At 60.6% G+C, this 22,255-nt stretch carries 20 protein-coding genes; 14 read left to right on the top strand and 6 right to left on the bottom strand.

Going from position 1 to position 22,255, the window contains the following annotated elements; all coding sequences use genetic code 11:
• Nucleotides 1-361: 361 nt before the first annotated feature.
• Nucleotides 362-838 carry a nuclear transport factor 2 family protein gene (locus AC1MEK_RS16905; protein WP_480397427.1) on the top strand — a complete coding sequence of 159 codons (477 nt, stop codon included), beginning with the start codon at nt 362-364 and terminating at the stop codon, nt 836-838.
• 122 nt (nt 839-960) lie between these two features.
• Here the strand turns inward: AC1MEK_RS16905 and cynR are convergent, their stop codons facing one another.
• On the bottom strand, nt 961-1,848 hold the full coding sequence (cynR, locus tag AC1MEK_RS16900; protein WP_480397426.1) for a transcriptional regulator CynR: 888 nt from the start codon (nt 1,846-1,848) through the stop codon (nt 961-963).
• 110 nt (nt 1,849-1,958) lie between these two features.
• Here cynR and AC1MEK_RS16895 point away from each other — a divergent pair, with 110 nt between their 5' ends.
• The 3 genes from AC1MEK_RS16895 to AC1MEK_RS16885 all read left to right on the top strand — a co-directional run bounded on the left by AC1MEK_RS16895 (nt 1,959) and on the right by AC1MEK_RS16885 (nt 3,492).
• Nucleotides 1,959-2,618: a carbonic anhydrase gene (locus AC1MEK_RS16895; RefSeq protein WP_480397425.1), complete on the top strand. Its 660-nt coding sequence runs from the start codon at nt 1,959-1,961 to the stop codon at nt 2,616-2,618.
• 39 nt (nt 2,619-2,657) lie between these two features.
• Nucleotides 2,658-3,128: a cyanase gene (cynS, locus tag AC1MEK_RS16890; protein WP_480397424.1), complete on the top strand. Its 471-nt coding sequence runs from the start codon at nt 2,658-2,660 to the stop codon at nt 3,126-3,128.
• Between the two features lie 109 nt (nt 3,129-3,237).
• Nucleotides 3,238-3,492, top strand: a complete 255-nt coding sequence (locus AC1MEK_RS16885; RefSeq protein ID WP_480397423.1) for a DUF2790 domain-containing protein — start codon at nt 3,238-3,240, stop codon at nt 3,490-3,492.
• A gap of 112 nt (nt 3,493-3,604) precedes the next feature.
• Here AC1MEK_RS16885 and AC1MEK_RS16880 read toward each other — a convergent pair whose 3' ends face one another.
• Nucleotides 3,605-4,525, bottom strand: coding sequence for a LysR substrate-binding domain-containing protein (locus AC1MEK_RS16880; protein ID WP_480397422.1), 921 nt, complete (start codon nt 4,523-4,525; stop codon nt 3,605-3,607).
• A 198-nt stretch (nt 4,526-4,723) separates the two neighbouring features.
• Nucleotides 4,724-5,647: a DMT family transporter gene (locus AC1MEK_RS16875; protein WP_480397421.1), complete on the bottom strand. Its 924-nt coding sequence runs from the start codon at nt 5,645-5,647 to the stop codon at nt 4,724-4,726.
• Nucleotides 5,648-5,805: 158 nt separating this feature from the next.
• Between AC1MEK_RS16875 and gcvA the strand changes: the two genes are divergently transcribed.
• From gcvA to AC1MEK_RS16830, 9 genes are all read left to right on the top strand, one after another.
• Entirely contained in the window at nt 5,806-6,714 is a 909-nt protein-coding gene (gene gcvA, locus AC1MEK_RS16870) for a transcriptional regulator GcvA (RefSeq protein WP_480397420.1), read from the top strand.
• Between the two features lie 362 nt (nt 6,715-7,076).
• Nucleotides 7,077-7,520, top strand: a complete 444-nt coding sequence (locus tag AC1MEK_RS16865) for a cupin domain-containing protein (protein WP_480397419.1) — start codon at nt 7,077-7,079, stop codon at nt 7,518-7,520.
• Nucleotides 7,520-9,028 carry a methionine--tRNA ligase gene (locus AC1MEK_RS16860; protein WP_480397418.1) on the top strand — a complete coding sequence of 503 codons (1,509 nt, stop codon included), beginning with the start codon at nt 7,520-7,522 and terminating at the stop codon, nt 9,026-9,028. The genes AC1MEK_RS16865 and AC1MEK_RS16860 overlap by 1 nt, the downstream gene beginning before the upstream one ends.
• Before the next feature lie 16 nt (nt 9,029-9,044).
• Nucleotides 9,045-10,169 (top strand): NAD(P)/FAD-dependent oxidoreductase, encoded by a 1,125-nt coding sequence (locus tag AC1MEK_RS16855; RefSeq protein WP_480397417.1) that lies wholly within the window; start codon nt 9,045-9,047, stop codon nt 10,167-10,169.
• Nucleotides 10,166-11,116: an ABC transporter substrate-binding protein gene (locus tag AC1MEK_RS16850; RefSeq protein WP_480397416.1), complete on the top strand. Its 951-nt coding sequence runs from the start codon at nt 10,166-10,168 to the stop codon at nt 11,114-11,116. The genes AC1MEK_RS16855 and AC1MEK_RS16850 overlap by 4 nt, the downstream gene beginning before the upstream one ends.
• Before the next feature lie 53 nt (nt 11,117-11,169).
• Nucleotides 11,170-12,528 (top strand): SidA/IucD/PvdA family monooxygenase, encoded by a 1,359-nt coding sequence (locus AC1MEK_RS16845; RefSeq protein ID WP_480397415.1) that lies wholly within the window; start codon nt 11,170-11,172, stop codon nt 12,526-12,528.
• On the top strand, nt 12,525-13,544 hold the full coding sequence (gene sbnA, locus AC1MEK_RS16840) for a 2,3-diaminopropionate biosynthesis protein SbnA (RefSeq protein WP_480397414.1): 1,020 nt from the start codon (nt 12,525-12,527) through the stop codon (nt 13,542-13,544). The genes AC1MEK_RS16845 and sbnA overlap by 4 nt, the downstream gene beginning before the upstream one ends.
• Nucleotides 13,537-14,544, top strand: coding sequence for a 2,3-diaminopropionate biosynthesis protein SbnB (gene sbnB, locus AC1MEK_RS16835; RefSeq protein ID WP_480397413.1), 1,008 nt, complete (start codon nt 13,537-13,539; stop codon nt 14,542-14,544). Before sbnA ends, sbnB begins: the two co-directional genes overlap by 8 nt.
• On the top strand, nt 14,535-16,346 hold the full coding sequence (locus AC1MEK_RS16830; protein WP_480397412.1) for an FAD/NAD(P)-binding protein: 1,812 nt from the start codon (nt 14,535-14,537) through the stop codon (nt 16,344-16,346). The genes sbnB and AC1MEK_RS16830 overlap by 10 nt, the downstream gene beginning before the upstream one ends.
• Nucleotides 16,347-16,467: 121 nt before the next feature.
• Here the strand turns inward: AC1MEK_RS16830 and AC1MEK_RS16825 are convergent, their stop codons facing one another.
• The 3 genes from AC1MEK_RS16825 to AC1MEK_RS16815 all read right to left on the bottom strand — a co-directional run bounded on the left by AC1MEK_RS16825 (nt 16,468) and on the right by AC1MEK_RS16815 (nt 19,982).
• Nucleotides 16,468-17,232 (bottom strand): substrate-binding periplasmic protein, encoded by a 765-nt coding sequence (locus AC1MEK_RS16825; protein WP_480397411.1) that lies wholly within the window; start codon nt 17,230-17,232, stop codon nt 16,468-16,470.
• Nucleotides 17,233-17,391: 159 nt separating this feature from the next.
• On the bottom strand, nt 17,392-18,675 hold the full coding sequence (locus AC1MEK_RS16820; RefSeq protein WP_480397410.1) for a hypothetical protein: 1,284 nt from the start codon (nt 18,673-18,675) through the stop codon (nt 17,392-17,394).
• Nucleotides 18,676-18,677: 2 nt separating this feature from the next.
• Entirely contained in the window at nt 18,678-19,982 is a 1,305-nt protein-coding gene (locus AC1MEK_RS16815) for a hypothetical protein (RefSeq protein ID WP_480397409.1), read from the bottom strand.
• Between the two features lie 598 nt (nt 19,983-20,580).
• Between AC1MEK_RS16815 and AC1MEK_RS16810 the strand changes: the two genes are divergently transcribed.
• The gene (locus AC1MEK_RS16810) at nt 20,581-22,236 is read left to right on the top strand and encodes a ShlB/FhaC/HecB family hemolysin secretion/activation protein (protein WP_480397408.1); all 1,656 of its coding nucleotides are present in this window, start codon (nt 20,581-20,583) and stop codon (nt 22,234-22,236) included.
• Nucleotides 22,237-22,255: the final 19 nt, after the last annotated feature.

Raw genomic sequence — 22,255 nt, 5'->3', positions numbered from 1 at the left:
AGCTCAAGGTTCAACGTTCAAACGCCCGAAATCCGCCAGCACATCGATGAACTGATGCGGCCGGATCTCTCCGCTGTGCTCCCCCCAAAAAACCGCAATCCAAAAAAATTGAAGCCTGTGCTTGACCAGGGAGAACGATCGTTCTACCCTAGATTCATGGATAAGCCAACGACGAAAAAAGAACACGTTAGCGGTATTTTTCAGGTAATTAAAAGTTGGCTTGAGTCAGACGACCTCATCCGCCATTTATAACGCAAGAACAACTGCAAAAGTTTTGCTTGAAGAAGTACGGCGCCCCCGCGCTTGAAGTTCCGGAAACACTAAATTAACTGTAACTATCCAAAAGACTGGAGGCACCACCATGTCCAACGAACAAGCTCGCCCGCCACTTCCTCCTTTTACTCGCGAGTCGGCGATTGAAAAAGTTCGCCTTGCTGAAGATGGCTGGAATACCCGCAATCCTGAAAAAATCGCACTGGCCTACACGCTGGACACCAAGTGGCGTAACCGTGCCGAGTTTGCCAACAATCGCGAAGAAGCCCAGGGCTTCCTGACTCGCAAGTGGAAGAAAGAACTGGATTACCGTCTGATCAAAGAGCTCTGGGCCTTCACCGACAACCGCATCGCCGTTCGTTACGCCTACGAGTGGCACGACGATTCGGGCAACTGGTTCCGCTCCTACGGCAATGAAAACTGGGAGTTCGAAGCCGATGGCCTGATGCACCGCCGCTTTGCCTGCATCAACGACATGCCGATCAAGGAAAGCGAGCGCAAGTTCTTCTGGCCACTAGGCCGTCGTCCTGATGATCATCCAAGCCTGAGTGACCTGGGGCTGTAAGTTGTCCTGAAGCTGATCTTTTACTCCAAAAGGATCAAGTTTCCTGCCATGCAAAAACCCGCCAAACGGCGGGTTTTTTAGTTTAGTCCCGCGAGTCTTTTTTCCAGACGCTGCGCACAACTTCACTCATCAAGTTCTGCGCAAACCTCTTTAGCCAATTCCATGAAAACTTTTACCGCCGCGCTCATAAAGGCTTCTTTACGCCGCATGAGAACGGCTGTTCGCTGCAAGCGTTCCGGCTCCAGTGTAATCGCCACAAGATCGTCATGGGCCAATGCAATCTTGGCCGGCAACAAGGTCGACAGATTTGTCCGGCGAACGATTTCAATCACCGCGCCCAAGGCGTTGACCTCCATCTGCACTTGAGGACGAATGTCGTATTTGCGGCAGTAGCGGTCGATCTGTTCGCGAGTGGCAAACTCCGTGCTGAGCAGCACCAGAGACTCCGCGCTCAGGCCGCTCGACCCAATAGAGCGTTCTTCGGCCAGGTGGTGCCTGCGGCTTACCACTAACGCGAGGGTTTCGTTCAGCAGGGGAGTGGCATCAATGTCCGGTGTGTGTATTTCATCGAACGCGATCCCCAGGTCCAGTTCTCCTGCCAGAAGCAGCTCCTCGATGCGCTCCTGAGAGATCTCTTTGAGGTTGAGGGTGATTTTCGGGTAGCGGGCGTGAAACGCCTCGATCAGTGGCCCTACCAGATAGGTCGTGAACGTCGGCGTCACGGCGACGCGCAAGGAGCCACGGGTGAGGTCGCTGACATCGTGGATGGCGCGCTTTGCTTCCTGCAGCTCCTGATAGGCACGTCGCGCATAGAGCAGGTAGACATCCCCGGCGTCAGTCAGACGCGTCGTGCGTCCGGAGCGGTCGAACAGCTGCGCGCCAAGGCTTTCTTCCAACTGCCTGACCTGCTGCGAGAGGGCTGGCTGCGACACGTGCAGCGCCGCTGCAGCCTTGGTGAAACTCAGGTGTTGCGCGACCGCAAGGAAGTACTGGATGTGGCGAGCGAGCATGCCTGGTCTCATAAGATAATCTGATCTAAAGCATAATAAATGAGACTTTTACCTTATGTCATGCGCTGCTTAATCTTTGTCTCACACCCAGCGACATTGAGACAGCAACCATGAAAGCGATCATCGACGGTTTTCTGAAGTTCCAAAAAAACGCCTTCCCTGAGCGGGTCAAACTGTTCAAGGACCTGGCCAACCAGCAGGCGCCGAAAGCGCTGTTCATCTCCTGCTCGGACAGCCGACTGGTGCCTGAGCTGGTCACCCAGCGCGAGCCGGGCGATCTGTTCGTCATCCGCAACGCTGGCAACATCGTGCCTTCCTACGGCCCGGAGCCAGGCGGTGTTTCGGCCTCGGTCGAATACGCGGTGGCCGGCCTCAACGTCGCCGACATCGTGATCTGCGGCCACTCCGACTGCGGCGCGATGACCGCCATTGCCACCTGCAAGTGCCTGGATCACATGCCCGCCGTCGCCGGCTGGTTGCGCTACGCCGACTCGGCCAAGGTGGTCAACGAAGCCCGCCAGCATGCGGACAAGCCGAGCAAAGTCGCTTCCATGGTGCGCGAGAACGTCATCGCGCAACTGGCCAACATCCAGACCCACCCATCCGTTCGCCTGGCGCTCGAAGAAGGCCGCGTGACCCTGCATGGCTGGATCTACGACATCGAGACCGGCCGCATCGACGCCTTCGATGGCCGCACCGGGACATTCGTGTCCCTGGCAGAAAACCCGGAAGTCCACGCCGTTTCCCACCAAGCCAGGCACGTCGCCTGAACCCTTTGCCTGCACCCTTACCTCACCAGGAGATTCACCATGATCCAGACTCAAGCCACCCGTACCGCTCGCCAGGAACTGACCGAAATCATCATTCTGGCCAAGGCCCGCAAGGACCTCTCCTTCGCCGAAATCGTTGACGGCACCGGCCTGTCCGAAGCCTTCGTCACGGCAGCCCTGCTGGGCCAGCATCCGCTGCCGGCTGTCGCCGCCAAGGTCGTGGGCAAGAAGCTCGACCTGAATGATGATCAAGTCGCTCTGCTGCAATCGATGCCCATCCGCGGCAGCTTTTTCGAAGGCATCCCGAGCGATCCGACCATCTACCGCTTCTACGAAATGATGTCGGTCTACGGCACCACCCTCAAGGCGCTGGTTCACGAGAAGTTCGGCGACGGCATCATCAGCGCCATCAACTTCAAGCTGGACATCAAGAAGGTTGAAGACCCTGACGGCGGCCATCGCGCGGTGATCACTCTGGACGGCAAGTACCTGCCGACCAAGCCTTTCTGATGTAACCCAGCCCGGCGTCTGACGGCGCCGGGCCATCCCAAACCCTTTATGACGACTGAGCACCCCTGATGTGCTCCGGCCTTCTCACGCCCTCAATAAGGTGATTGCCATGAAACTGTTACTCGTTTTGTTCCTCGGCTGCCTCGGTTCTGTCGCGATGGCAGCCGAGCAGGAGACCCAGACCGCACAAGTCAAGGTCGAGTCTTATGATTACGCGCAGCACCTGGATATCGCCAATGTGGTGGCGGCGACTCAAGTACCCAATGTCTGCAATGTGGTGCCGGTCCAGCTGACCTACGACGATTCCAAGGGCGAGCGCCACATCATGGAATACCTCACCATCGGCAATGGCTGCACCAATTGACGCCTCCCGCGAGCCAGTCTGGCGTCCGAACACTCGACGCCAGAGGCGGGAGACTTCACCCATTCAGGACGGTGACATAGAGGGAAGCCTTACCCTGTGGATAAATTCCCGACTAGGCCGCATCCACCTCAACCACTGCACCCCTCGCCGATTTCCCCGCCTGCTGCACCGCCCACTTCATGAATTCCACAATCGCCCATTCCTCCCGCCGTTCCCTGGCGCAGTACACGAAGTAGTCGAATTTCAGCTCTGAAGTCGCATCGGTCACTTGCACCAAACGCCGGGTTTGCAGCGCTTCGGAGGCAAACACGCTGTTGACCAGTGCAATGCCCTGGCCCGCGCAGGCGGCACTTATCAACAGGGACTCGTCGCCGTAGCTGGAGCCCTGGATCATTTTGCGGTTGCCCATGCCGAAGGCGTTCATCCACACCTTCCAGTAATTGCGTTCGGTGTCTTGCAGCAGTGGATAAGTCAGGCAGTCCTGCGGGCTTTCGATGCTGCGCTGTTTGGCCAGCAGGTCTGGGCTGCACACCGGGATCAGGTAGGACGACCACAGGCGGGTGGCGTGGTTGTCGGGGCTGGCGGCCATTTCCCGCTGGATGGAGATATCCACATGGCCGTGCTTGAGGTCGGACAGGCCGTTGCAGATCTGGATCGAGATCTCGATGTTCGGGCAGCGTTCCTTGAAGCTGCCGAGCGCGGGAATCAGCCAGGAGCTGGCGATGGTGGAGGTAGTGCTGATGACCAGCCGAGTCTGCCGGGGCTGTTTGAGCGCAGCGCCGGACCAGGCTTTTTCGATCACATCGAAGGTCCCGCTCAGTTCGTCGTACAGCGTGCGGCCGCTGGTGGTGAGCTGGATGCCCTTGGCGTCGCGCTCGAACAGGCGCTTGCCGATCTGTTCTTCAAGGCCCTTGATCTGCTGGCTGATGGCCGCCGGGGAGACGCACAGGTGGTCGGCCGCGCGTTTCATGCTGCCGACTTTGCACACCTCGACGAAGGTGCGAAGGGCTATCAAGGGGATCGCTCTGCTCATCGTGCATACTCCGCCCGAAGGGTACAGCCGCGTGAATCGAGGGTTTGAAGGCCTGCCTGAATCGCCATATCGCTGCTTCCAAAGCCTGCTTTATTCCATGACCGGACGGTGCCTTGCCGAAAAACGGGCATAGCCGTGCCCCGGCCGACGCTCGCCAGGACGAGCGCCTTTAACCTGTTGCTGTGGATAACTCGCGAATCAGCTGGTCGCGGGGGTGTCCTGCGCTTCGGGCGCTGGCTTGGGTTTGCTCTTGCTAAGCACGAACCACACCGCCAGGCAGATCAGCCCGCCGCCGTACAGGTGGCCGGCCGAGAGGGTTTCATTGAGGAACAGCACGCCCCAGAGCACGCCGAATGGCGGAATCAGGAAGGTCACGGTCAGCGAGCGAACCGGGCCGATGTCGGCGATCAGGCGGAAATAGAGAATGTACGCACAGGCCGTGCAGATGAAACCTACGGCCGCCAGCGACAGCCAGACCGTCGAATCACCCCAGCTGTCCGGCGGATTGACCGTGGTGGAGATGGCGAAGAACGGGGCCAGGAACAGCGTGGCGCCGATCTGGCTGCCGAACGCTACGAGTTTCGCGTCGAGGCCGCCTTGATCGGCGATCCACTGGCGGGTCAAAAAGCCCGCTGCGCCGTAGCAACTGGTGGCGACCAGACAGGCCAGCGCACCCAGCACCACGGTGTTGGTGAAGGTCATCGGGCCGGTGGTGGTCAGCAGGGTGATGCCCAGCAAGCCGATCAACACGCCGGCAATTTTCTTCGGTGTCAGCGAATCACTGAAGAACATCGAGCCAATCAGCACACCCATCAGCGGTGTGGTGGCGTTGAGGATGGCTGAATATCCGGCGGGCAACATCAGGGCCGCCATGCTGTACATCAAAAATGGAATGCCGGAGTTGATAACGCCCAGCACCATCGTCGCCTTGAGTTTGCCCTGGAAGTCATGTTGCGTCTTGAGTATGGCCAGAATCACCAATAAACCGATGGCGCCCAGTAATACCCGAAAGAACGCGGTGGGCAATGCGCCCAATACTGGCGCGGCCACGCGCATGAACAGGAAACTTGCTCCCCAGATCGCGGCAAGGAGAAGTAACCGGACATAATCAGATGGCCTCATGACACTTCCTTCCTGATGCAAAACATTGAAAGCGGCGGTGCGAAAACGTGTCGATTGACGCTCGCAGAGCCTCGGTGTGATGATTTGAGCAGTGTCGGAAGCTGTGCTCAAGCGAGCTTTTCTTAAGCACATTAGATTTTCTTAACTCAAGGATCTGCATGAAATTCCCGCCCCTGTACGCATTACTCTGCTTTGAAGCGACGGGGCGTCACGCGAGCATGAAAGGTGCGGCGGGCGAGCTGTTTGTCACGCCGGCGGCGATCAGCCAACAGATCGCCAAGCTGGAAAAAGCCGTTGGCGTCACGCTGTTCATCCGCAACACCAAACGCCTGGAATTGACCCCCGAGGGCAAGATCTACCTGCGCGCCGTGCGGCCTGCGCTCGGCCAGATCAGCGATGCGACCCAGCGGCTGATGAGCGACAACGGCCCCAATACCATTACCGTCAGTTGCACCAGTGGCTTTGCGATGCAGTGGCTATTGCCGCGGCTGCCGGATTTCCACGCCCAGTGCCCAGGCATCGAAGTGCTGATCAGTACCACCAATCGTCTGGTGGATTTGCTCGGCGATGGCGTCGATTTCGCGGTGCGCCACGGCCTGGGGCGCTATCCGGGGCTGGAAGTGGAAATGCTGATCAACGACCGCCTGCAGCCGGTCTGCAGCCCCGGTTTATTGCCGGACACGCGCTATTTGTCCTCGCCCATCGACCTTACGAATTACAACCTGTTGCACGATGAACACCGCGAAGACTGGGCGTTGTGGCTGCGCGCCGTGGGCATCGAAGACGGCGAAGCGGCGGTGCACCGCGGCTCGGTGTTCGTCGACTCCAACGGGGTGATCGAGGCCGCGCTGGCAGGCATGGGCATCGCGCTGGTGCGCCGTTCGCTGGTGCGCGAAGAGCTCGCGTCGGGGCGATTGGTGGTGCCGTTTCGCGCGGCGATCGACACGCCGATCGCCTATTACCTGGTGTATGACGAGACCGCCATCCTGCCCAAATCCAGCCGCCAGTTCCGCGACTGGCTGGTGTCGCAGGCGATCGCCAGCCAGCGTGAGTTCACCACGCGCTAAAGATGCGCTGCACTTCTCGTAGCAGCACGGCTTGCCGGCGGGATCGATGGGTCAGGCAACCATTTACAACTGATACACCGCTCCCGCCGGCAAGCCGTGCTGCTACGGGTTGTTGTTTATAGCGACAGTTAAGTCCTGCTTCATTCTCAAACGCTTATGTCGGAAAGCGCTTATAACAGCTTGATAAATTAAACAATTAAGCAAAGTTGAGTTAAGTCAGACTTAACTGGCGCTTGCGTATTTCTTGTTTGCTCCGTCCTGCGAATTTCTTCAGCTTATCTCCTTATTCAGCGGCGTTATTGCTCATTCCATGGCGCCAATAAAACAACGAGCAGCGATGCTGCGGGGTTAAGGAGAACTTCATGACTGACTTCCAAATCTTCCGTCCCATGGCCTGGGACAAACTGGTCCATGAATACGATCTGGACGGCTCCCGGCTGTTGCCCTGGGACGGTTATCCGACGCCCATCGGTGGCGGCTGGTGCGTCGTGCGCCCCCATACTAAATCGCTGTCCCACACCCAGATCGACCAAGAGTTCTTTATCGGCATCCAGGGGACGGCCAAGTTGGTGGTCGGGGATCAGACCTATCCCTTCACCATGGGCGACATCGCCGCCATCCCCAAACACACCGACCATTACGTGCTCAACGACAGCGACGAAGACTTCCACTTCTACGTGGTCTGGTGGGATCGCGATTCGGCCAATCGCTTCCTCGACGAAGATGCCCAGGAGGCGCTGGCGCTGAACGAGTTCGCCCTGCAGAAGGCGGCGATCCACGATGTCTCCGGGCAGAGGGCTTCGTAATGGGCAAACTCCTGGTCACCATCACCCCGCCCACTCCCAACGGCGACCTGCACATTGGCCACATGGCCGGCCCGTTTCTGGCCGCGGACATCTACACCCGCGCCCAGCGCCAGCGCGGCCATGACTGCACGTTGGTGTCGTACTCCGACGACTATCAGTCGTACATGCTGCGACGCGGCATCGAGCTCGATCGTGCGCCCCAGGAACTGGCGCTGGAGAACACCGACAAGATCAACGACACCCTGAAAAAGATGGGGATCGAAGTCGATTTCTGGATGCGGCCGTACCGCAACAACTACTTCAAGAAAGCCGTCGACGAGATGTACGAGCACGCCGTGAAGGCGGGTGCCATTTACAAGAAAGTCAGCCCCGAGCCGTACTGCGAACATTGCGACAAGTGGGGCTACGAAGCGTTTGGCCGGGGCAATTGCGATCACTGCGGCTCGGACTCCGATGCCAGCCAGTGCGAAGAATGCGCGCACACGCCCAATGCCTCGAAGATGAGCAACTTCCGCTGCAAGTTGTGCTCGGCGGCGATGATCTGGCGGCCGGTGGAGCGCGAGTTCCTGGCGCTGTCCAACTTCCGCTCTCACTTGAAAAGCAGCTTCGAACACGTGCCGCTGCGCCCGTTCATTCGCCGCTTCCTCAACGAAGAGTTCGAGCTCGGCCCGGTGGATTGGGGCATCACCCGGCCACACGACGGCGGGCTGGATCTCAAGCCCGATGGCAGCCGGCGCATTCATACCTGGGTGATGGGCTTGTCGGGGTATCTGGGTGCGTTCCGCGAGTACCTCAACGAGCATAAGCACGCGCCGTGGGAATACGACGAATACTGTCGCTCGGGCAAGGGCCGGCTGGTGCATTTCCTCGGTTACGACTGCGCGTTCAGCCACATGATGGTGTACCCGGCGCTGTTGCAGACCCTGCACGGCTATCGCATGCGCCAGACCTTCTACACCAACCAGTTCCTCACGCTTAACGGCAAAAACTTATCCACAAGCCGCAACTACGCCATCTGGGCGCGGGATCTGGTGGCCGACGCCTGCACCGATAGCGCGCGGTTCTATCTGGCGCTGATTGCGCCCGAGCAGGACACCGATGACTTCGATGTGGATAAGTTTGCCGCCTGGCGCAAGGAGATCTTCAGCGAAGTGTTGGTCAAGCTGGCCGCACAGGCCGAGCGCGAACGTATCGATGGCGACAACCTAAAGCTGGCATCGGCCGACGCCGCCGCGATCAAGATTCTGGTGGCGCGCTGGTTCGAGGTCACCTCGGTGGATCACTTCAGCATGAAGGGCCTGGCGGTGCTGCTGTCCGACGTCATCAACGCCGCCCGCGACCGGCAACTGCTGGGCAAGCGGATCCTGCCGTACATGGCCTTGATCGGGGCGATCGGCGCGCCAGTTTTCCCTGAACTGGCGAAGCAGATCCTGCGTTACTGCCGTTTCACCGAGAACGAGGTGTTTCACCAACTGGTGTACGTCAGCGCCGTCGAGTACGAGATCTGACCGGGGAGGCATGTGGATGAAAACCTCCTTCGATGTGATCGTGATCGGCGCCGGCGTGATGGGGGCTTCGATCGCCGCCGCGCTGGTCGAGAACGGCCTGGACGTGGCGCTGATCGAGAAAGGTATCGGCGGCGGCCAGGGCGCGACCCGGGACACCGGTGGCATCGTGCGCAGCCTGGAGCTTGATCCGCTGCTGCGCCCGCTGACTGGCCGTGGTGTGAATGATGCCCGCACCGGCATCGTTCACAGGCTGTTCGAAGCGGCCCTCAAGCGCACCGGCGTGGCCTATATCGCCAGCGCCGAAGTGTGCGGCAGGTATCTGGATGCGGTGGGCAGCGAGGGATCGCAGAACGTCGAGCTGCATGCCTCGGTGGAGGCGCTGGACAACGGTCGGTTCGCCGCCTTTTGCCCGGGCGAGTGCCTGTTGATCGAGCGCAACGCTGGCATGGTCGATGCGCGCATGGCGGTGGGCAGCCTGTGCCGCTATGTGCGGGAGAACGCCACTTTTCTCGATCAGCTGGCTGTGGATAACTGCCTGGAGCTGGACGGGGCCGTGCAGGTCAATGCCGGAAAACTGCGCCTTGAAGCCACTTGGGTGATCGATGCCTGTGGCGCCAGCAGCCCGCTGTCCAGGCCGCGCGGCGCCGTGCACGCGCGCACCATCCCGTTTACCCGTATCAGTTGCGATCTGGCGCCGAGCATGCCGGTAATCGCCCACAACCTGAACACCTATCTGCTGCCGCTGGGGCGCAATCTGATGCAGGTCGGCGGGCAGCGGCGCCATCGGGCCGCGCGGGTCGAGCAGCTCAATATGTCGCTGCTGGATAACGAGCAGGACGTGGTCGAGCGCATCGCCAGGCTCGGATACGACCCGCAACACAATTTGCCGGTGACCACCCGGATCGCCTGGGACGCCTACACCGAAGACGGCAGGCCGCTGATTGGCCGCGCCTCGCGCAACAGCCATCTTTACCTGGCGACAGGGTTCTGCGGCATCGGCTTCAAGATGGCGCCGAGCGTGGCCGAACTGCTGGCCTCGGAACTGGGCGGGCTGATGGCCGGCGTGCAGCTGGATGCCGGCCACCGTTCGATCATGGAAGCGTTCAGCCCTTCGCGTTTTGCCGAGGTGGCCTTGTCATGATGCGCCTGGGAATCTGCGCCGCGCTGGACGTCGGCACCACCTTGCACGCCCGCAGCTTCTTGCGCGGGGTTTATCTCTCCAGTCATCTGTTCGGCAACGTCAGCCGGGCCCGGCACCTGTATTTCGACGATGGCGCCAATGCCGCCGGTGGGCGTGCGGCTGCCGAGCGTTTCATCGAAGCGGGCGTGGACGCGGTGATCGGCCATTTCGCTTCCGAATCCGCAGCAGCCGTGGTGCAAACCTATGCACAGGCGCAGATTCCGCTGATCCTGCCGGCGTCCACCTGCGCGGCGCTGACCGAGGACGGCAGCACCACTTTCCGCATCTGCGCCTCTGATCGCGTCCTCGCCAAACGGCTGCTGCAGTTTGCCGAGAGCCAGGGCCTGTACAAGCTGGCGCTGTTTGCCGATCCCAGCCTGCATGGCCAGCGCCAGCTGCAGGAGCTGAAAGACGCTGCAGCAGACTTATCCACAATGCAGATCGTCCAGGACGCGTCAAACGCCGACGCGCTGGTGTTCTGTGGACGACTGAAAGCGAGTCATCAGTTCCTTGTGGAAAACCGCGCTGGCGGGTGTGGATTACCGCTGTTTTTCACCGATGACGCGGCCTCGAATGCGCTGGTCAGTGGCGTTGAGCAGGCCGGCACGGTGTATGTCGTGAGTTTTCCGGTGGCCAGCGATCTGCCCCAGGCACAGTCGGTGGACCTGACCTATCAACGCCTCTTCGGCGAGCAGGCCCCGGTCTATGCCATTGAAACGCTGGCGGCGTTTGCATTGGTCGACATGGCCGCAAACGGGCACCGCGGTCTGCTCAATGCGTTGCGTTTCGATCAGTTCGCCACGCCGGCAGGCCCTATCAGCTTCAGCAATGGGGAAAACGATCACGCCCGGGTTTCGTTGTGGGTCTTCGAGGGCGAGCGCCTTCATGAACGACGGCTGTTGAGTTGAATCGGGCCGTCAGTCGCCCGCCAAGTCTTTGAACCTTTTCAGGAAGAACCATCATGAATCAGTTTGAAAACGAGGGATTGCGCCAGGAACTGGACGTCGTGTCGGTCGGTTTCGGGCCTGCCGGTATCGCATTGGCCTGCGCGCTGGAGGATGAAGCCGAAGACAACGGTAAAAAGCCTTTCGCCAATGTGCGGTTCTTCGAAAAGGGCCGCGATTCGACCTGGCATGGCGCGTTTCTGCTGGCCGGCACCGACATCAACCACCACGTGTTCCGCGACCTGGTGACCCCGCGCAACCCGCGCAGCCGTTTCTCTTTCGCCATGTATCTGAAAGAGAAGGGCCGCCTGTACAAGTTCGGCCTGTTGGGGCGTCCTGCAAGCCGTGTGGAATGGTCCGACTACATCGGTTGGGTTGCCGCACAGCTTAGGGACTACGTGGCCTACGACGAGGGCGTCCTGGATGTGCTGCCGGTGGCGGAAAAAGGCATCTTGAAAGCGGTCGATGTCGTCACGGCGCAAGGAACTTATCGCACCAGACGCCTGGTGCTTTCCCACGGCAGCCTGCCACGAATCCCCGAAGCCTTCAGCGCTCATCTGGGTGGCCGGGTGTTTCACACCTCGCAGTACCTGAAAAACATTCATCTGGGCGGCGGCCCTATCGCCCAGCGCTGGCTGGTATTGGGTTCCGGGCAAAGCGCAGGTGAGGCGGTGGCACATCTGCTGGGGGCGGCGCCGACCACGCAAGTGCACTCGGTGCATCGCGGCGTCGGTTTCCGGGTCGGCCAGTTGGGGCAGTTTCCCAACATGGCGTTCCTGCCCGAGCAGGTGGACTACTTCCATCAGCTGGAACCTGCTCGGCGCAGCAAGGTGTTCGATGAGATTCGCTCGACCAACTACGCAGGCATCGACGCCGATGAGAGTCAGGCGTTGTACTCCTTCATGTACGAAGGCGAGGTCAGCGGCCATCAGCGCCTGAACCTGCACACCTGGTCGCACGTCGTGTCTGTGGAAAAGGTCGGCGATGCCTATTCGGTGGTGCTGCGCGACAGCAACACCGGCCTGGAAAGCACGCTGTATGTCGATGGCATCGTGCTGGGCACTGGCTACGAGCAACTGGCCGTGCCGCCATTGCTGACGCTGCTGCAACCCTGGCTGCTGCGCGATGAGGACGGCAGCCTGGCGGTGGATCGCCAGTACCGGGTCAGCCTGCAAAACAGCGAAGGCGTGCAGATTCTGGCCAACGGCACCTCGGAGAAGACCCACGGCATCAGCGATGCGCAGTCGTTTTCCATGGTCGCGTTGCGCGCCCAGCAACTGACCGAAGCGTTGCTGGCGACCCAGCCACGGCAACTGGCGCCTGTCGTCGCTCACCCCCGCATGCCCAAACCCGCTCGCGCCGAGGCCCGCCCATGAATTTCATCTCCCACATCGTCGGCGATTCGAACTTCGTCCGCCTCAAGGGGCTGGGCTTCGAGAACCTGCATCTGAAGCTGGAGTCGTGCAATCCGGCGGGCTCGATCAAGATGAAAACCGCCATCGGCCTGATCGACTCCTACGCCGAGCGCCGACTTATCCACAAGGACACCGTGCTGATCGAGTCGTCATCCGGCAACCTGGGCGTGGCGCTGGCGATGATCTGCGCCGAGCGGGGGTACAAGTTCTGCTGCGTGGTCGACCCGAACACCAACCTGCACAACATCAAGATGATGGAAGCCTTCGGCGCGCAGATCGTGATCGTCACCGAGCGTGACGACAACGATGGTTATCTGGGGACGCGGATTCGCTACATCCGCGACACCGTGAGCCGCGACCCGCGCTACCTGTGGCTCAATCAGTACAGCAACCCGGCCAACGCCAGGACCCACGAGCAGACCACGGCGCGGTCGATTCATATCGCCTTTCCGGCGCTGGACTACCTGGTGGTGGGCGCCGGGACTACAGGCACTTTGATGGGCTGTGTGCAGTATTTCCGCAAGCATTCGCCGCGCACCAAGATCATCGCCGTCGACAGTGCAGGCTCCGTGACCTTTGGCCAGGCGCCAGGCAAACGCTTCATTCCGGGGCTGGGATCGAGCCAGATGCCGCCGATCTTCCGCGCCAATCATTTGCACAAGCAGCAGGTGGTCGATGAGCGCGCCACGGTTGCGATGTGCCGCTGGCTGGCCAAGTCCAACGGCGTGCTGGCGGGGGGCTCGACCGGCACAGTGGTGGCCGGGCTAGCCGCACCTTGTGCGCAGATTCCCAAGGATGCCGTGGTGGTCGCGATCTCCCCGGATGCCGGCGAGCGCTACCTGGAAACCCTCTACAACGACGAGTGGGTGATGCAGAAATTCGGCCGCGCCGAGCTGGTGGCGCTGAGCTCACAGCCCATCAGCCGCTACCTGAAAAACCATGTGCACACGTTTGAAGGGGAGACGGCCCATGTCTGATTTTCATGTCATCCCCGGGGCGGTGATCAAAGACATCCTCGAGGATCAGGCGCACACCATGGTTGCCCGCGTCGAGCAGGTGTATCTGCAGCATCACGACGGCCAGACCCTCAACCCCGACAGCTACTTCCTGCGTTTTCCACAGCAACCGGCCAACCGCATCATTGCCTTGCCGGCATCGCTGGAAGGCGATGACGCCGTTGCCGGGATCAAGTGGATTTCCAGCTTCCCCGGCAACGTCGCGCAACAGAAACCGCGGGCGTCGGCCGTGGTCATCCTCAACCATCGCGACACGGGCTATCCCTACGCCTGCCTTGAGGGCGCGCAGATCAGCGCTGTCAGAACTGCGGCGTCGGCGGTATCAGGCGCGTACTGGCTCAATGGTCAGTCGCGCAAGGCTGCGGATGTAGGATTCATCGGCGCCGGGGTCATTGCACGCAACATTGCGCGGATGCTGGCGGTGGAAGGCTGGGACATCGGCCAGGCCGTCGTGCACGATTTCGATGAAGGCTCGACCCAGGCGCTGACCAGTTACATCGAGCAGATCGACTTATGCACAGCCCGCTCGGGTTCGCTGGATGAGGCGCTGAGCGCTGATCTGGTGATCTTCGCCACCACCGCAGGCGAGCCTTACGTGACGCCGCCGATGAGTTTCCGCGCAGGTCAGGTGGTGCTGAACATCTCCCTGCGGGACATCGCACCGCAGTTGCTGCTTGAGGCCAACAACTTGTGCGACGACGTCGAGCACTGCATGAAGGCCAACACTTCGCCGCATCTGGCCGAGCAACTGACCGGCAACCGCGAGTTCATGAACGGCACGCTGGCGGGACTGATCCGGGGTGAGGTCAAGCTCAGTCCGGGTAAACCGTCGATCTTCTCGCCGTTCGGCCTGGGCGTGCTGGACCTGGCCTTGAGCAAGTTCATCGTCGACACCGCACTCGCCGAGTCGCGAGCGGTGGCCATCGATTCGTTCTTCGGAGAAACCCTCAGATGGAACTGACCACTGCGCTGCGTCTGGATAAGTTGTTTGCCGAAAAAACGCCTGTGGATAAATCAGGTGACGCACCTGCCATCAGAATCGGCATCGTCGGCTGTGGATCACGGGGGCTGACTGTGCTGGAGCGGCTGGGTGCGCTGGCGGGGCAAACAGAACGCCGCGTCGAGATCAGCGTGTTCGATCCGCATGCGCCGGGGCCCGGGCTGCATTCGGTGGAGCAACCTGAATACCTGATGCTCAACACCGTGGCGTCGCAGATTTCCATGTTCCCGGATCAGGCCGCCCTCGGCGGTTTCAGCGGGCGACCGGGGCCGAACTTCTATGAGTGGTGCCTGCGCTTCAAGCCTGAACGCCGCGTGCAGCCCAATGAATTCCTGCCCCGGCCTTGGCTGGGCGAGTATCTGGCCTGGACCTATGACGAGGTCATCAAAAGCCTGCCGGAACAGGTTCGCGTAACCCACATTGCCCAGGCTGTGGATAACATCGCGTCGACCGATTGGGGCGGGTTTGTCTTGTCCACAGCGAGTGGTCAGCGCCATGGGGTCGACTGGTTGCTGATCACTGTCGGGCATGCTCAAGGCGTATCCAATCCTGCCGTAACGACGCGCGGCACCCAGCGACTTCAAGCTTATCCACAGCCGTTTACGCTGCAGGGCATTTCATCCACAGATCGCGTGGGTATTGAAGGCTTGGGCCTTTCGGCAATGGACGCCGTTGCCGGGTTGACCGTGGGGCGAGGTGGGCGTTTCGTGCAGGAGTCAGACGGCTTGGTGTATCAGCGCTCGGGCGCCGAGCCGCAAATTTTCATGTACTCGCGCTCCGGCTTGCCCTATCGCACCCGGCCGGATATCACCCCGCACCGGATGGGTGGTTCGGCGCTGATCTTCACCCTGTCGGCAGTGGCTGATCTGCGTGCTGAAAACCCCGGCGGCATCGATTTCGAAGCTCAGGTCCTGCCGCTGATCAAGGCCGAAATGTACGCCGAGTACTTCGGCATGATCGCCGGGCTGGCAGGGGAGTCGGCACTGAAGATCAAGTCGGAAGTGGCCACCGCGTTTCTCCTCGGTGAACTGGCGAACAAGGCCATCGAACTCGCCCAGCGCTTCGCCGCGCCAGTGCTGGAAGAAAGTCTGTTCAACCCCCGTGCGCTGCGTCCGCCTGTGGAAAGTTATTCACAGTGGATGCGCAGCTTCATCGAAGCGGATCTGCAGCAAAGCCAGGCCGATCTTGACCACAGCCCGCTCAAGGCCGCGGCGGAAGTGTGGAGAAGCTGCCGTGAACAACTGCGCCGGGTTGTGGATAACAAAGGGCTGACCGCGCCATCCCATTCAGTGTTCTTCAGCGAGTACGCGCCGCTGGTCAACCGCCTGGTCGCAGGACCGCAGAAAGAGCGCCACCAGGAGTTGCTGGCGCTGGAAGCGGCGGGCGTTCTGCGCTGGGTGCATGGTTCGCGCGTCAGGCAGGAGGCGGAGGTTGTTTCGATCGTCGAAGACGAGGGTCGTATCGATCTTGATGCCGTGATCGCCGCCCATGTCAGCGACAATCGCGACCAGGCTCAACCCCGGATTATTCGCCAGCTGCGCGCCAGCGGGATTATCCACAGCGTCGGCGATTCGGGATCAGGCGTGTTTGTGGACAGCCAAGGCAAGGCGCGACCCAATTTGTGGATAACCGGCCCCATCGTCGAAGGCGCGACCTATTACAACCATTATGTGCCGTCGTCCGGCAGTTATTCACGAGCCTTTGTGGACGCCGATAGGATCGCGCGGGAGATGTTGGGGATTCATGTCCCGATTCCCGTGTGACAAGTCTCCCGGTAGCCCTTGCTCCCACATTGATTGCGTAAACAATCCCGTAGCAGTCCGGCTTGCCGGCGACAGGGCCCTTGAGATCGCTGTCGCCGGCAAGCCGGACTGCTACGGGGGATCAGCGTGACGCTTGTTTCTGCGTTGGCAAATACCGCCCCCTGATCCGCTCCAGCTCCCCGCTGCTGCGCAATGTATCGATCGCGCGGTTGATGCGTGGCAGCCACCCGGCAAGCTGTGGCTGAAGCTTGAACACCAGTGGCGCTTCGCTGAGTTGGGCGCCCTGGCGGAACAGGCTGGGGTTCAGGTGGCTGCTGGCGACGAGGGCGTCGAAGATGTCGTCGACCATCGCGACAGCGTCGACGCGGCCGCTTTGCAGCAGCTTGAGCAGCGCATCGTCCTGGGACGTCTCAAGGCGGGCCAATTTGTGGCTGGCGAACGCCGGGTCCAGCGCCCAGTAGGTGTAGCCACGCACGGTGCCGATGGTGAGGTGGTCCATCTGCCTGATGCTCTGATGGGCGGCGGGGTGGTCGGCGAGAAAGTAGAGGTGTTCCTTGACTGTGGAGTAGGGCTTGGAGAACAGGTAATGGCGCTGTTCTTCAGGGCTGTTCCAGATCAGCGCATCGGCGTAGTTGATGTCGATCTCGCCCTTTTGCAGCATCGATTGCAGGCGATTGACCGGGTAGGTGACGAAGGTGACTTCCAGCCCGGCCACTTCGGCGATCCGCCGGGCGATGTCGACCGAGATACCTTGCAGATGGCCGTTGTCGTCTTCGAAGGCGTAGGGTCTCCATTGTGCCCCGCCTGCCACGTACGGGTCGGCCAGCACAGGCAGTGCAAGCAGGCACAGCAGCCACCCGTTGATCAGTCCGCGTCGCAACCCCATACATTCCCTCGTTCCGGGTGCATCCAAAAAAGAGCTCAAGACTATCAGCCGGAAATGTCCGGTATATGTCGTAATGCCACTATTTACGAATTGTCTGACAAAAATACCAAAAAAATCCCGCGCGGGTAGATCCCGGCGGGATTTTGTCTGGCGAAGCGGTCAGGCGCCCGGGCTGAGGCGCAAGATCTTCGGAAACTCGGTCAGGGTTACGGGCGCGCTGCAGGTATCCCCCGAGCAGCTCCAGTGCTGGCTGCTGTTCTGCATGCCCTTGTCTGGCATCTGTGTATCCAGCACCCGCAGCGGGGCGTTGTTCATGGCGCTGGCGCTGATCCGGTCGTCTCGCGTGCGGCCCGTGGCCCAGGCCACCAGAATGCGCTCGCGTCCGTCGCTGAACGCCAGCTTATAGACGTTATCGGCCTGCAGGCTGTGGCTGGCGTCGTAAGTGAAATCCCGCAAATAGGGGCTGATCGCCTTGAGGGTCGAGTACGCCGGTTTGGCACTCAGGTCGACGTTGAGCAGGCCGAAATGATGTTCCTGATCGTCGCGCACCTTGCCGTCGTTGATCAGGTCGTACCACCACATGCCCTTGATATTGGGCACCGTGCGCGCCAGAAAATAGGCTCGCGCCAGATAGGCCGACTGCTGCACCGGGGTGATGCCGCATTTGCCCTCGTGGCTGGGCCAGCTCATTTCGGTCAGGTACAGCGGAACGGACCGGCCGGCCTTGCTGCTGATGCTGTGATCGACACTGCGCATCCAGCCGATCCAGCTTTCCGGCGTGTTGCGGTCGCGGCTCTCGCAATGGACGTAGGGGTGTAACGAAATGCCGTCGGCGTACTTGAGCACGCCTGCCGCCAGCATCCGGTCAACGAAGCCGCCCTTGATCCCGGCCGAGGTGACCGCCCCGGCGAGGATTTTCGCCTGTGGATTGTTTTTGCGGATGATCGGCGCGGCATCCCGCACCAGGGCCACGTAATCGCTGCTCAGGCGTGGGTCTTTCGGGCCTTCGATATCCCACTCGTTCCAGACCTCGAAGTATTTCACCGGGTTACCCAATTGCCGGGAAATGTAGTCGACATAATTCAGGTAAGGGATTTTCACGGCGGGCGTGCGCGGCTTGGCATTGCCGTTGAACGAGGTGCCGTAGCCCAGGATCACCATGGGCGTCAGATCCAGCCCGCCGGCGGTGCTCAGCCAGGTCCGCCACTGCGGAATCACCTGCAACTGGTCGGGCGCAGGCTCGGCGGTCGACCAGAACGCATCATCGCGCACCGACGTGATGCCCGCCGCCCGCGCCAGCTCAAGGCTGCGCAGGGGCTGGGCCAGATTGTTCATCGAATGAGTGGCGACGCCGACGATGAATGGCTCGGCCACGGCCAGCCGGGCGGCGAACAGGCAGGACAGCAACCACAGGCCTTTGCGGCCAATACTGAATGAACTCATGGTCAGCTCAAGCCCGGCAAGCCTGTCCATTGCGCCCGCTCATGGGGCTTTGGGGCGGCGCTGTGTGCCCGTGATCTGGCTGACAGCGCATGCCCGATGGCCATGCCCAGAAACAAATTCGCGAGCGTCACTTCCAGGGTGTCTGTCGTCCAGCTGACGATGCAGATGCAAAAGCCGGTGGCAAGCATGGCGCGGCCGTAGCGGGTGTTGGCCTGGGCCAGGACGAAAAACAGCGGAATGTGCAGCGAGTAGAGGAACAGTCCGGCAAGGCCGAAGATCGCCCAGAGGTAGACCACGGTGCTGTCCGACACCATGAAGATATCGGCCCCGGCCACCGGGAACGCCGCCACGGCGCTGCCCACCAGGCCGAAACCGGCGCCGGTGTAGGCGCGGCCTTCATGGGTGAGTGCCCTGATCACGTTGGGCCAGGTGTTCACCAGGCGGTCGTAGATCGAGGAGAGCGAATCGCCGGTGGAAATCTTGTTGGGGTCGAAGTCGAACAGGATGGCCATGAAGGGCAGCGACATCCCCAGCAGCACGGCGAACACGATGTAGCCACGTGCCGTCCAGTGCAGGCGGGTGATCATCATCAGCCCTACCGCCCCGAGAAACGCCAGCACCGGCGCCTTGCTGGTGGTCAGGATGATCCCGCCAAGGCCGATGGCGCAGACCGCCAGCATCAGGGTTTTCGAGCGCAAGGTGGCCATCAGGTACAGGCTGAAAATCGCGATGATGATCGCCAGGGCGCTGGAGATCCGCGCGAATCCGGCAGGGCGGTCGATGTCTTCGGCGGCCCATGAGGTGTTGGCGGAGAGCTCGGTACCGCCGACGGTGTAGCTGTAGCCTTTCCAGGGCAGCGCGGTGTATTTATCCAGCGCCAGGCCCACCAGCGAAGCCATCAGCGCAAAGGCCACCGCCCACATGAACAGGCGCTTGTGGTGCGTGATCTGGTCGCCGCAGGCCAGGCCGAACAGCAGCGGACTGATGCCGTACAGGGCGAAGGCAAAGTTGTTCACGCTGGCCCCGCCCAGCATTGCCCAGCCCGCCGAGAGCAGCAGCACCAAAAAGCTCAGCCACACGGCCGGGCTGGCCTTGAAGCTGCGCAGCTCCAGAGCGAAAAACAACAGGCAGGCAACCTTGGGGCCGTACAACAGCACTGAAAGCCCGGCCTTGTCGAGGTAGAAGCGCAAGGCACCGGAAAACGTCTCGACCAGAATCAGGCTGATGGCGACCAGCACGATGGCCGTGGATTTGTCGAACGACAGGATCGAAGGCTTTTCGACGGGAATGGGTGAGGTCGACATCATGGATACAGCCCCTCGGGGGAGAACTGAAACGGGATGGGTCGGGGATATATCAGCCGCAGAGGCGGGGGCTGTCAATGAATTCGTCAAATATTCGGACAGAATTAATAGGGCGGTTTTTGCTTGATTTGTAACTTGTTGAATTTATTGATGGATGGAAATTTGACGCTGTTTATTTAGTCAAATGAAGATTCGAGAAGCAGCCTTCCTATGACTCACATTTGATACACCGCCAAAAGCATCTCGCCAGCACGGCGGTGCGTTCATAAGCCCACGATGCAGTTTGGGCAGTTCTCAAGCTGCGTCTGTGGCGGATGATGATCGAGGGTGTGAAGGGTGAGACCGCCAAAAAAGTCACCTCGATTTACACTTTTCAGAAACGCCCTACATACAACGTTTAATTAAAAAACAACAATCGCGCCCTCTTTTGTGGGGGCCAGCGCTACGCCAGGCAGACACTCGGCTGCTCCCCCCTTTAACTCATCAGATTGGGAAATCCAGCGGTAAACGCATGGATGGGGTTCGCATGTCGGCATTTTTCCTCGGGATGAGGTTTTGTTGGTTTATAGCGGTGGGAGCTTTGGGCCTGCTGAGCTTTGCAATGGCGGCTTCACCGGTGGTTCCCGGCGATCAGGATCTGATTCGCGATCGGCAAAATCGTTTGCTGGACGAACACAACCGGCGTCTTGAGGAGCTCAAGGACCTGCCCGGCAAAGTGGACCAACCCTTGGCGATCACACGCCCTGCAGACACCCAGTGCTTCCCGGTCACGACCATAGCGTTGCAAGGCGCCGACAGCATTTCTGCCCGTGAGCGGGACCGGCTGCTCAAGCCTTATGTTGGCCAATGCCTGGGCGTCTTGCAGTTGGACGCCTTGCTCAAGGACATCACTCATCACTACCTCGACACAGGTCGGGTCACCAGCCGTGGCTATCTGCCGAAGCAGGATATGTCCGGCGGGCATCTGATCGTATTGGTGGTTGAGGGCAAGCTGGAACGCTTGAAAGGTGCCCAGGGCAGCAACATAAGCGACCTCGAGCTGGCGATGGCCTTTCCGGGGAGCGTCGGCCAGCCGCTCAATCTGCGCAGCATTGAGCAGCTGTTGGACCAGTTGAATCGTCTACCGTCGAATCAGGCAAGAATGGAAATCGCCCCAGGGAGCCGGATTGGCGACAGTGAAGTCCGGGTACAGAACACGCCGCAAAAGCCTTGGCGTACTCGGCTGACTCGCGATAACGAGGGCCAGAAAACTACCGGTGAACAACAGTGGGCACTGGGATTGGAATGGGACAGCCCTACGGGTCTGGCTGATCAACTGGTGCTGCGAAGCGGGCATGACGCTATAAGCGATCACAAGAACACCTCGACCAACGGCATGCTCAGTTACAACCTGCCTTGGGGTTGGTGGAACTTGAGCTACAGCCACAGCCAAGGCAGGTACCGCTCGGTGGCACAGGGTGACGGCCATGACTTCAAGTTGCGCGGCGACAACCAGAGCCATCAGCTACAGCTGGACCGGGTCATCCATCGCGACAATGTCAGCAAGACTTCGGTCTACTCAGGCCTGTCTCACCTGCGCACCCATAACTACGTTGAAGGTAGCAAGCTTCCTACCAGCAGCAATCGCCTTAGCGAATGGCAACTGGGTATCAGCCATGGACGGCTGATCAAGAGCAGCTTTCTCAACATCGATCTTGGCGTACAGAACGGCATCGGTGCCTTTGGGGCCCAGCGCGACAATCAGCATCGCCTGCCCCAAGGCACTCTCAGCGCCACGCCCCGTTACCGCAAGTACACCGCCACCGCCAGCTACTTGCAGCCGTTCACCCTCTTTGGCGAGTCGTTCGCCTTCACCAGCCTGCTCACCGGGCAACGCAGTGAAGACGTGCTGTTCGCGCCCCAGCGCATCAGCCTGGGCGGCCTGTCATCGGTACGCGGATTCAAGGAGCAGCAACTGGCAGGCGACAGCGGGGGTTACTGGCGCAACGACCTGCGCCTGACTCGCGCAATGACGCTGGGCTGGCTGCGCCCAGTGATTGCTGAGTACGGCGTGGGCCTGGGGTATGACCAGGGCGCCATTCGCCAGGACCGAAACAACCACGACGCCCACGGCAGGGTATCCGGCACCTCGGTGGAGTTGTTCGCTCGTGGCAAACACGTCAGCACCAGCGTGACGTGGTCACGATCCTTGAAGCGACCGGCATTACTCGCAGAGCGCGAAACGCCCGTCTATTTCCGAATGGATTTTTTCCTCTAACCAAGCCCTGCGTTGCATC

It is taken from the genome of Pseudomonas sp. 2, from assembly GCF_056627435.1.
Note: the sequence above shows the minus strand (reverse complement) of the source record. Positions and strands in the feature narration are given on the sequence as shown.

Bases quoted from the DNA above. Each gene is read 5' to 3' on its own strand.
- AC1MEK_RS16905 (WP_480397427.1), top strand. From the start codon at position 362: ATGTCCAACGAACAAGCTCGCCCGCCACTTCCTCCTTTTACTCGCGAG.
- cynR (WP_480397426.1), bottom strand. From the start codon at position 1,848: ATGCTCGCTCGCCACATCCAGTACTTCCTTGCGGTCGCGCAACACCTG.
- AC1MEK_RS16895 (WP_480397425.1), top strand. From the start codon at position 1,959: ATGAAAGCGATCATCGACGGTTTTCTGAAGTTCCAAAAAAACGCCTTC.
- cynS (WP_480397424.1), top strand. From the start codon at position 2,658: ATGATCCAGACTCAAGCCACCCGTACCGCTCGCCAGGAACTGACCGAA.
- AC1MEK_RS16885 (WP_480397423.1), top strand. From the start codon at position 3,238: ATGAAACTGTTACTCGTTTTGTTCCTCGGCTGCCTCGGTTCTGTCGCG.
- AC1MEK_RS16880 (WP_480397422.1), bottom strand. From the start codon at position 4,525: ATGAGCAGAGCGATCCCCTTGATAGCCCTTCGCACCTTCGTCGAGGTG.
- AC1MEK_RS16875 (WP_480397421.1), bottom strand. From the start codon at position 5,647: ATGAGGCCATCTGATTATGTCCGGTTACTTCTCCTTGCCGCGATCTGG.
- gcvA (WP_480397420.1), top strand. From the start codon at position 5,806: ATGAAATTCCCGCCCCTGTACGCATTACTCTGCTTTGAAGCGACGGGG.
- AC1MEK_RS16865 (WP_480397419.1), top strand. From the start codon at position 7,077: ATGACTGACTTCCAAATCTTCCGTCCCATGGCCTGGGACAAACTGGTC.
- AC1MEK_RS16860 (WP_480397418.1), top strand. From the start codon at position 7,520: ATGGGCAAACTCCTGGTCACCATCACCCCGCCCACTCCCAACGGCGAC.
- AC1MEK_RS16855 (WP_480397417.1), top strand. From the start codon at position 9,045: ATGAAAACCTCCTTCGATGTGATCGTGATCGGCGCCGGCGTGATGGGG.
- AC1MEK_RS16850 (WP_480397416.1), top strand. From the start codon at position 10,166: ATGATGCGCCTGGGAATCTGCGCCGCGCTGGACGTCGGCACCACCTTG.
- AC1MEK_RS16845 (WP_480397415.1), top strand. From the start codon at position 11,170: ATGAATCAGTTTGAAAACGAGGGATTGCGCCAGGAACTGGACGTCGTG.
- sbnA (WP_480397414.1), top strand. From the start codon at position 12,525: ATGAATTTCATCTCCCACATCGTCGGCGATTCGAACTTCGTCCGCCTC.
- sbnB (WP_480397413.1), top strand. From the start codon at position 13,537: ATGTCTGATTTTCATGTCATCCCCGGGGCGGTGATCAAAGACATCCTC.
- AC1MEK_RS16830 (WP_480397412.1), top strand. From the start codon at position 14,535: ATGGAACTGACCACTGCGCTGCGTCTGGATAAGTTGTTTGCCGAAAAA.
- AC1MEK_RS16825 (WP_480397411.1), bottom strand. From the start codon at position 17,232: ATGGGGTTGCGACGCGGACTGATCAACGGGTGGCTGCTGTGCCTGCTT.
- AC1MEK_RS16820 (WP_480397410.1), bottom strand. From the start codon at position 18,675: ATGAGTTCATTCAGTATTGGCCGCAAAGGCCTGTGGTTGCTGTCCTGC.
- AC1MEK_RS16815 (WP_480397409.1), bottom strand. From the start codon at position 19,982: ATGATGTCGACCTCACCCATTCCCGTCGAAAAGCCTTCGATCCTGTCG.
- AC1MEK_RS16810 (WP_480397408.1), top strand. From the start codon at position 20,581: ATGGCGGCTTCACCGGTGGTTCCCGGCGATCAGGATCTGATTCGCGAT.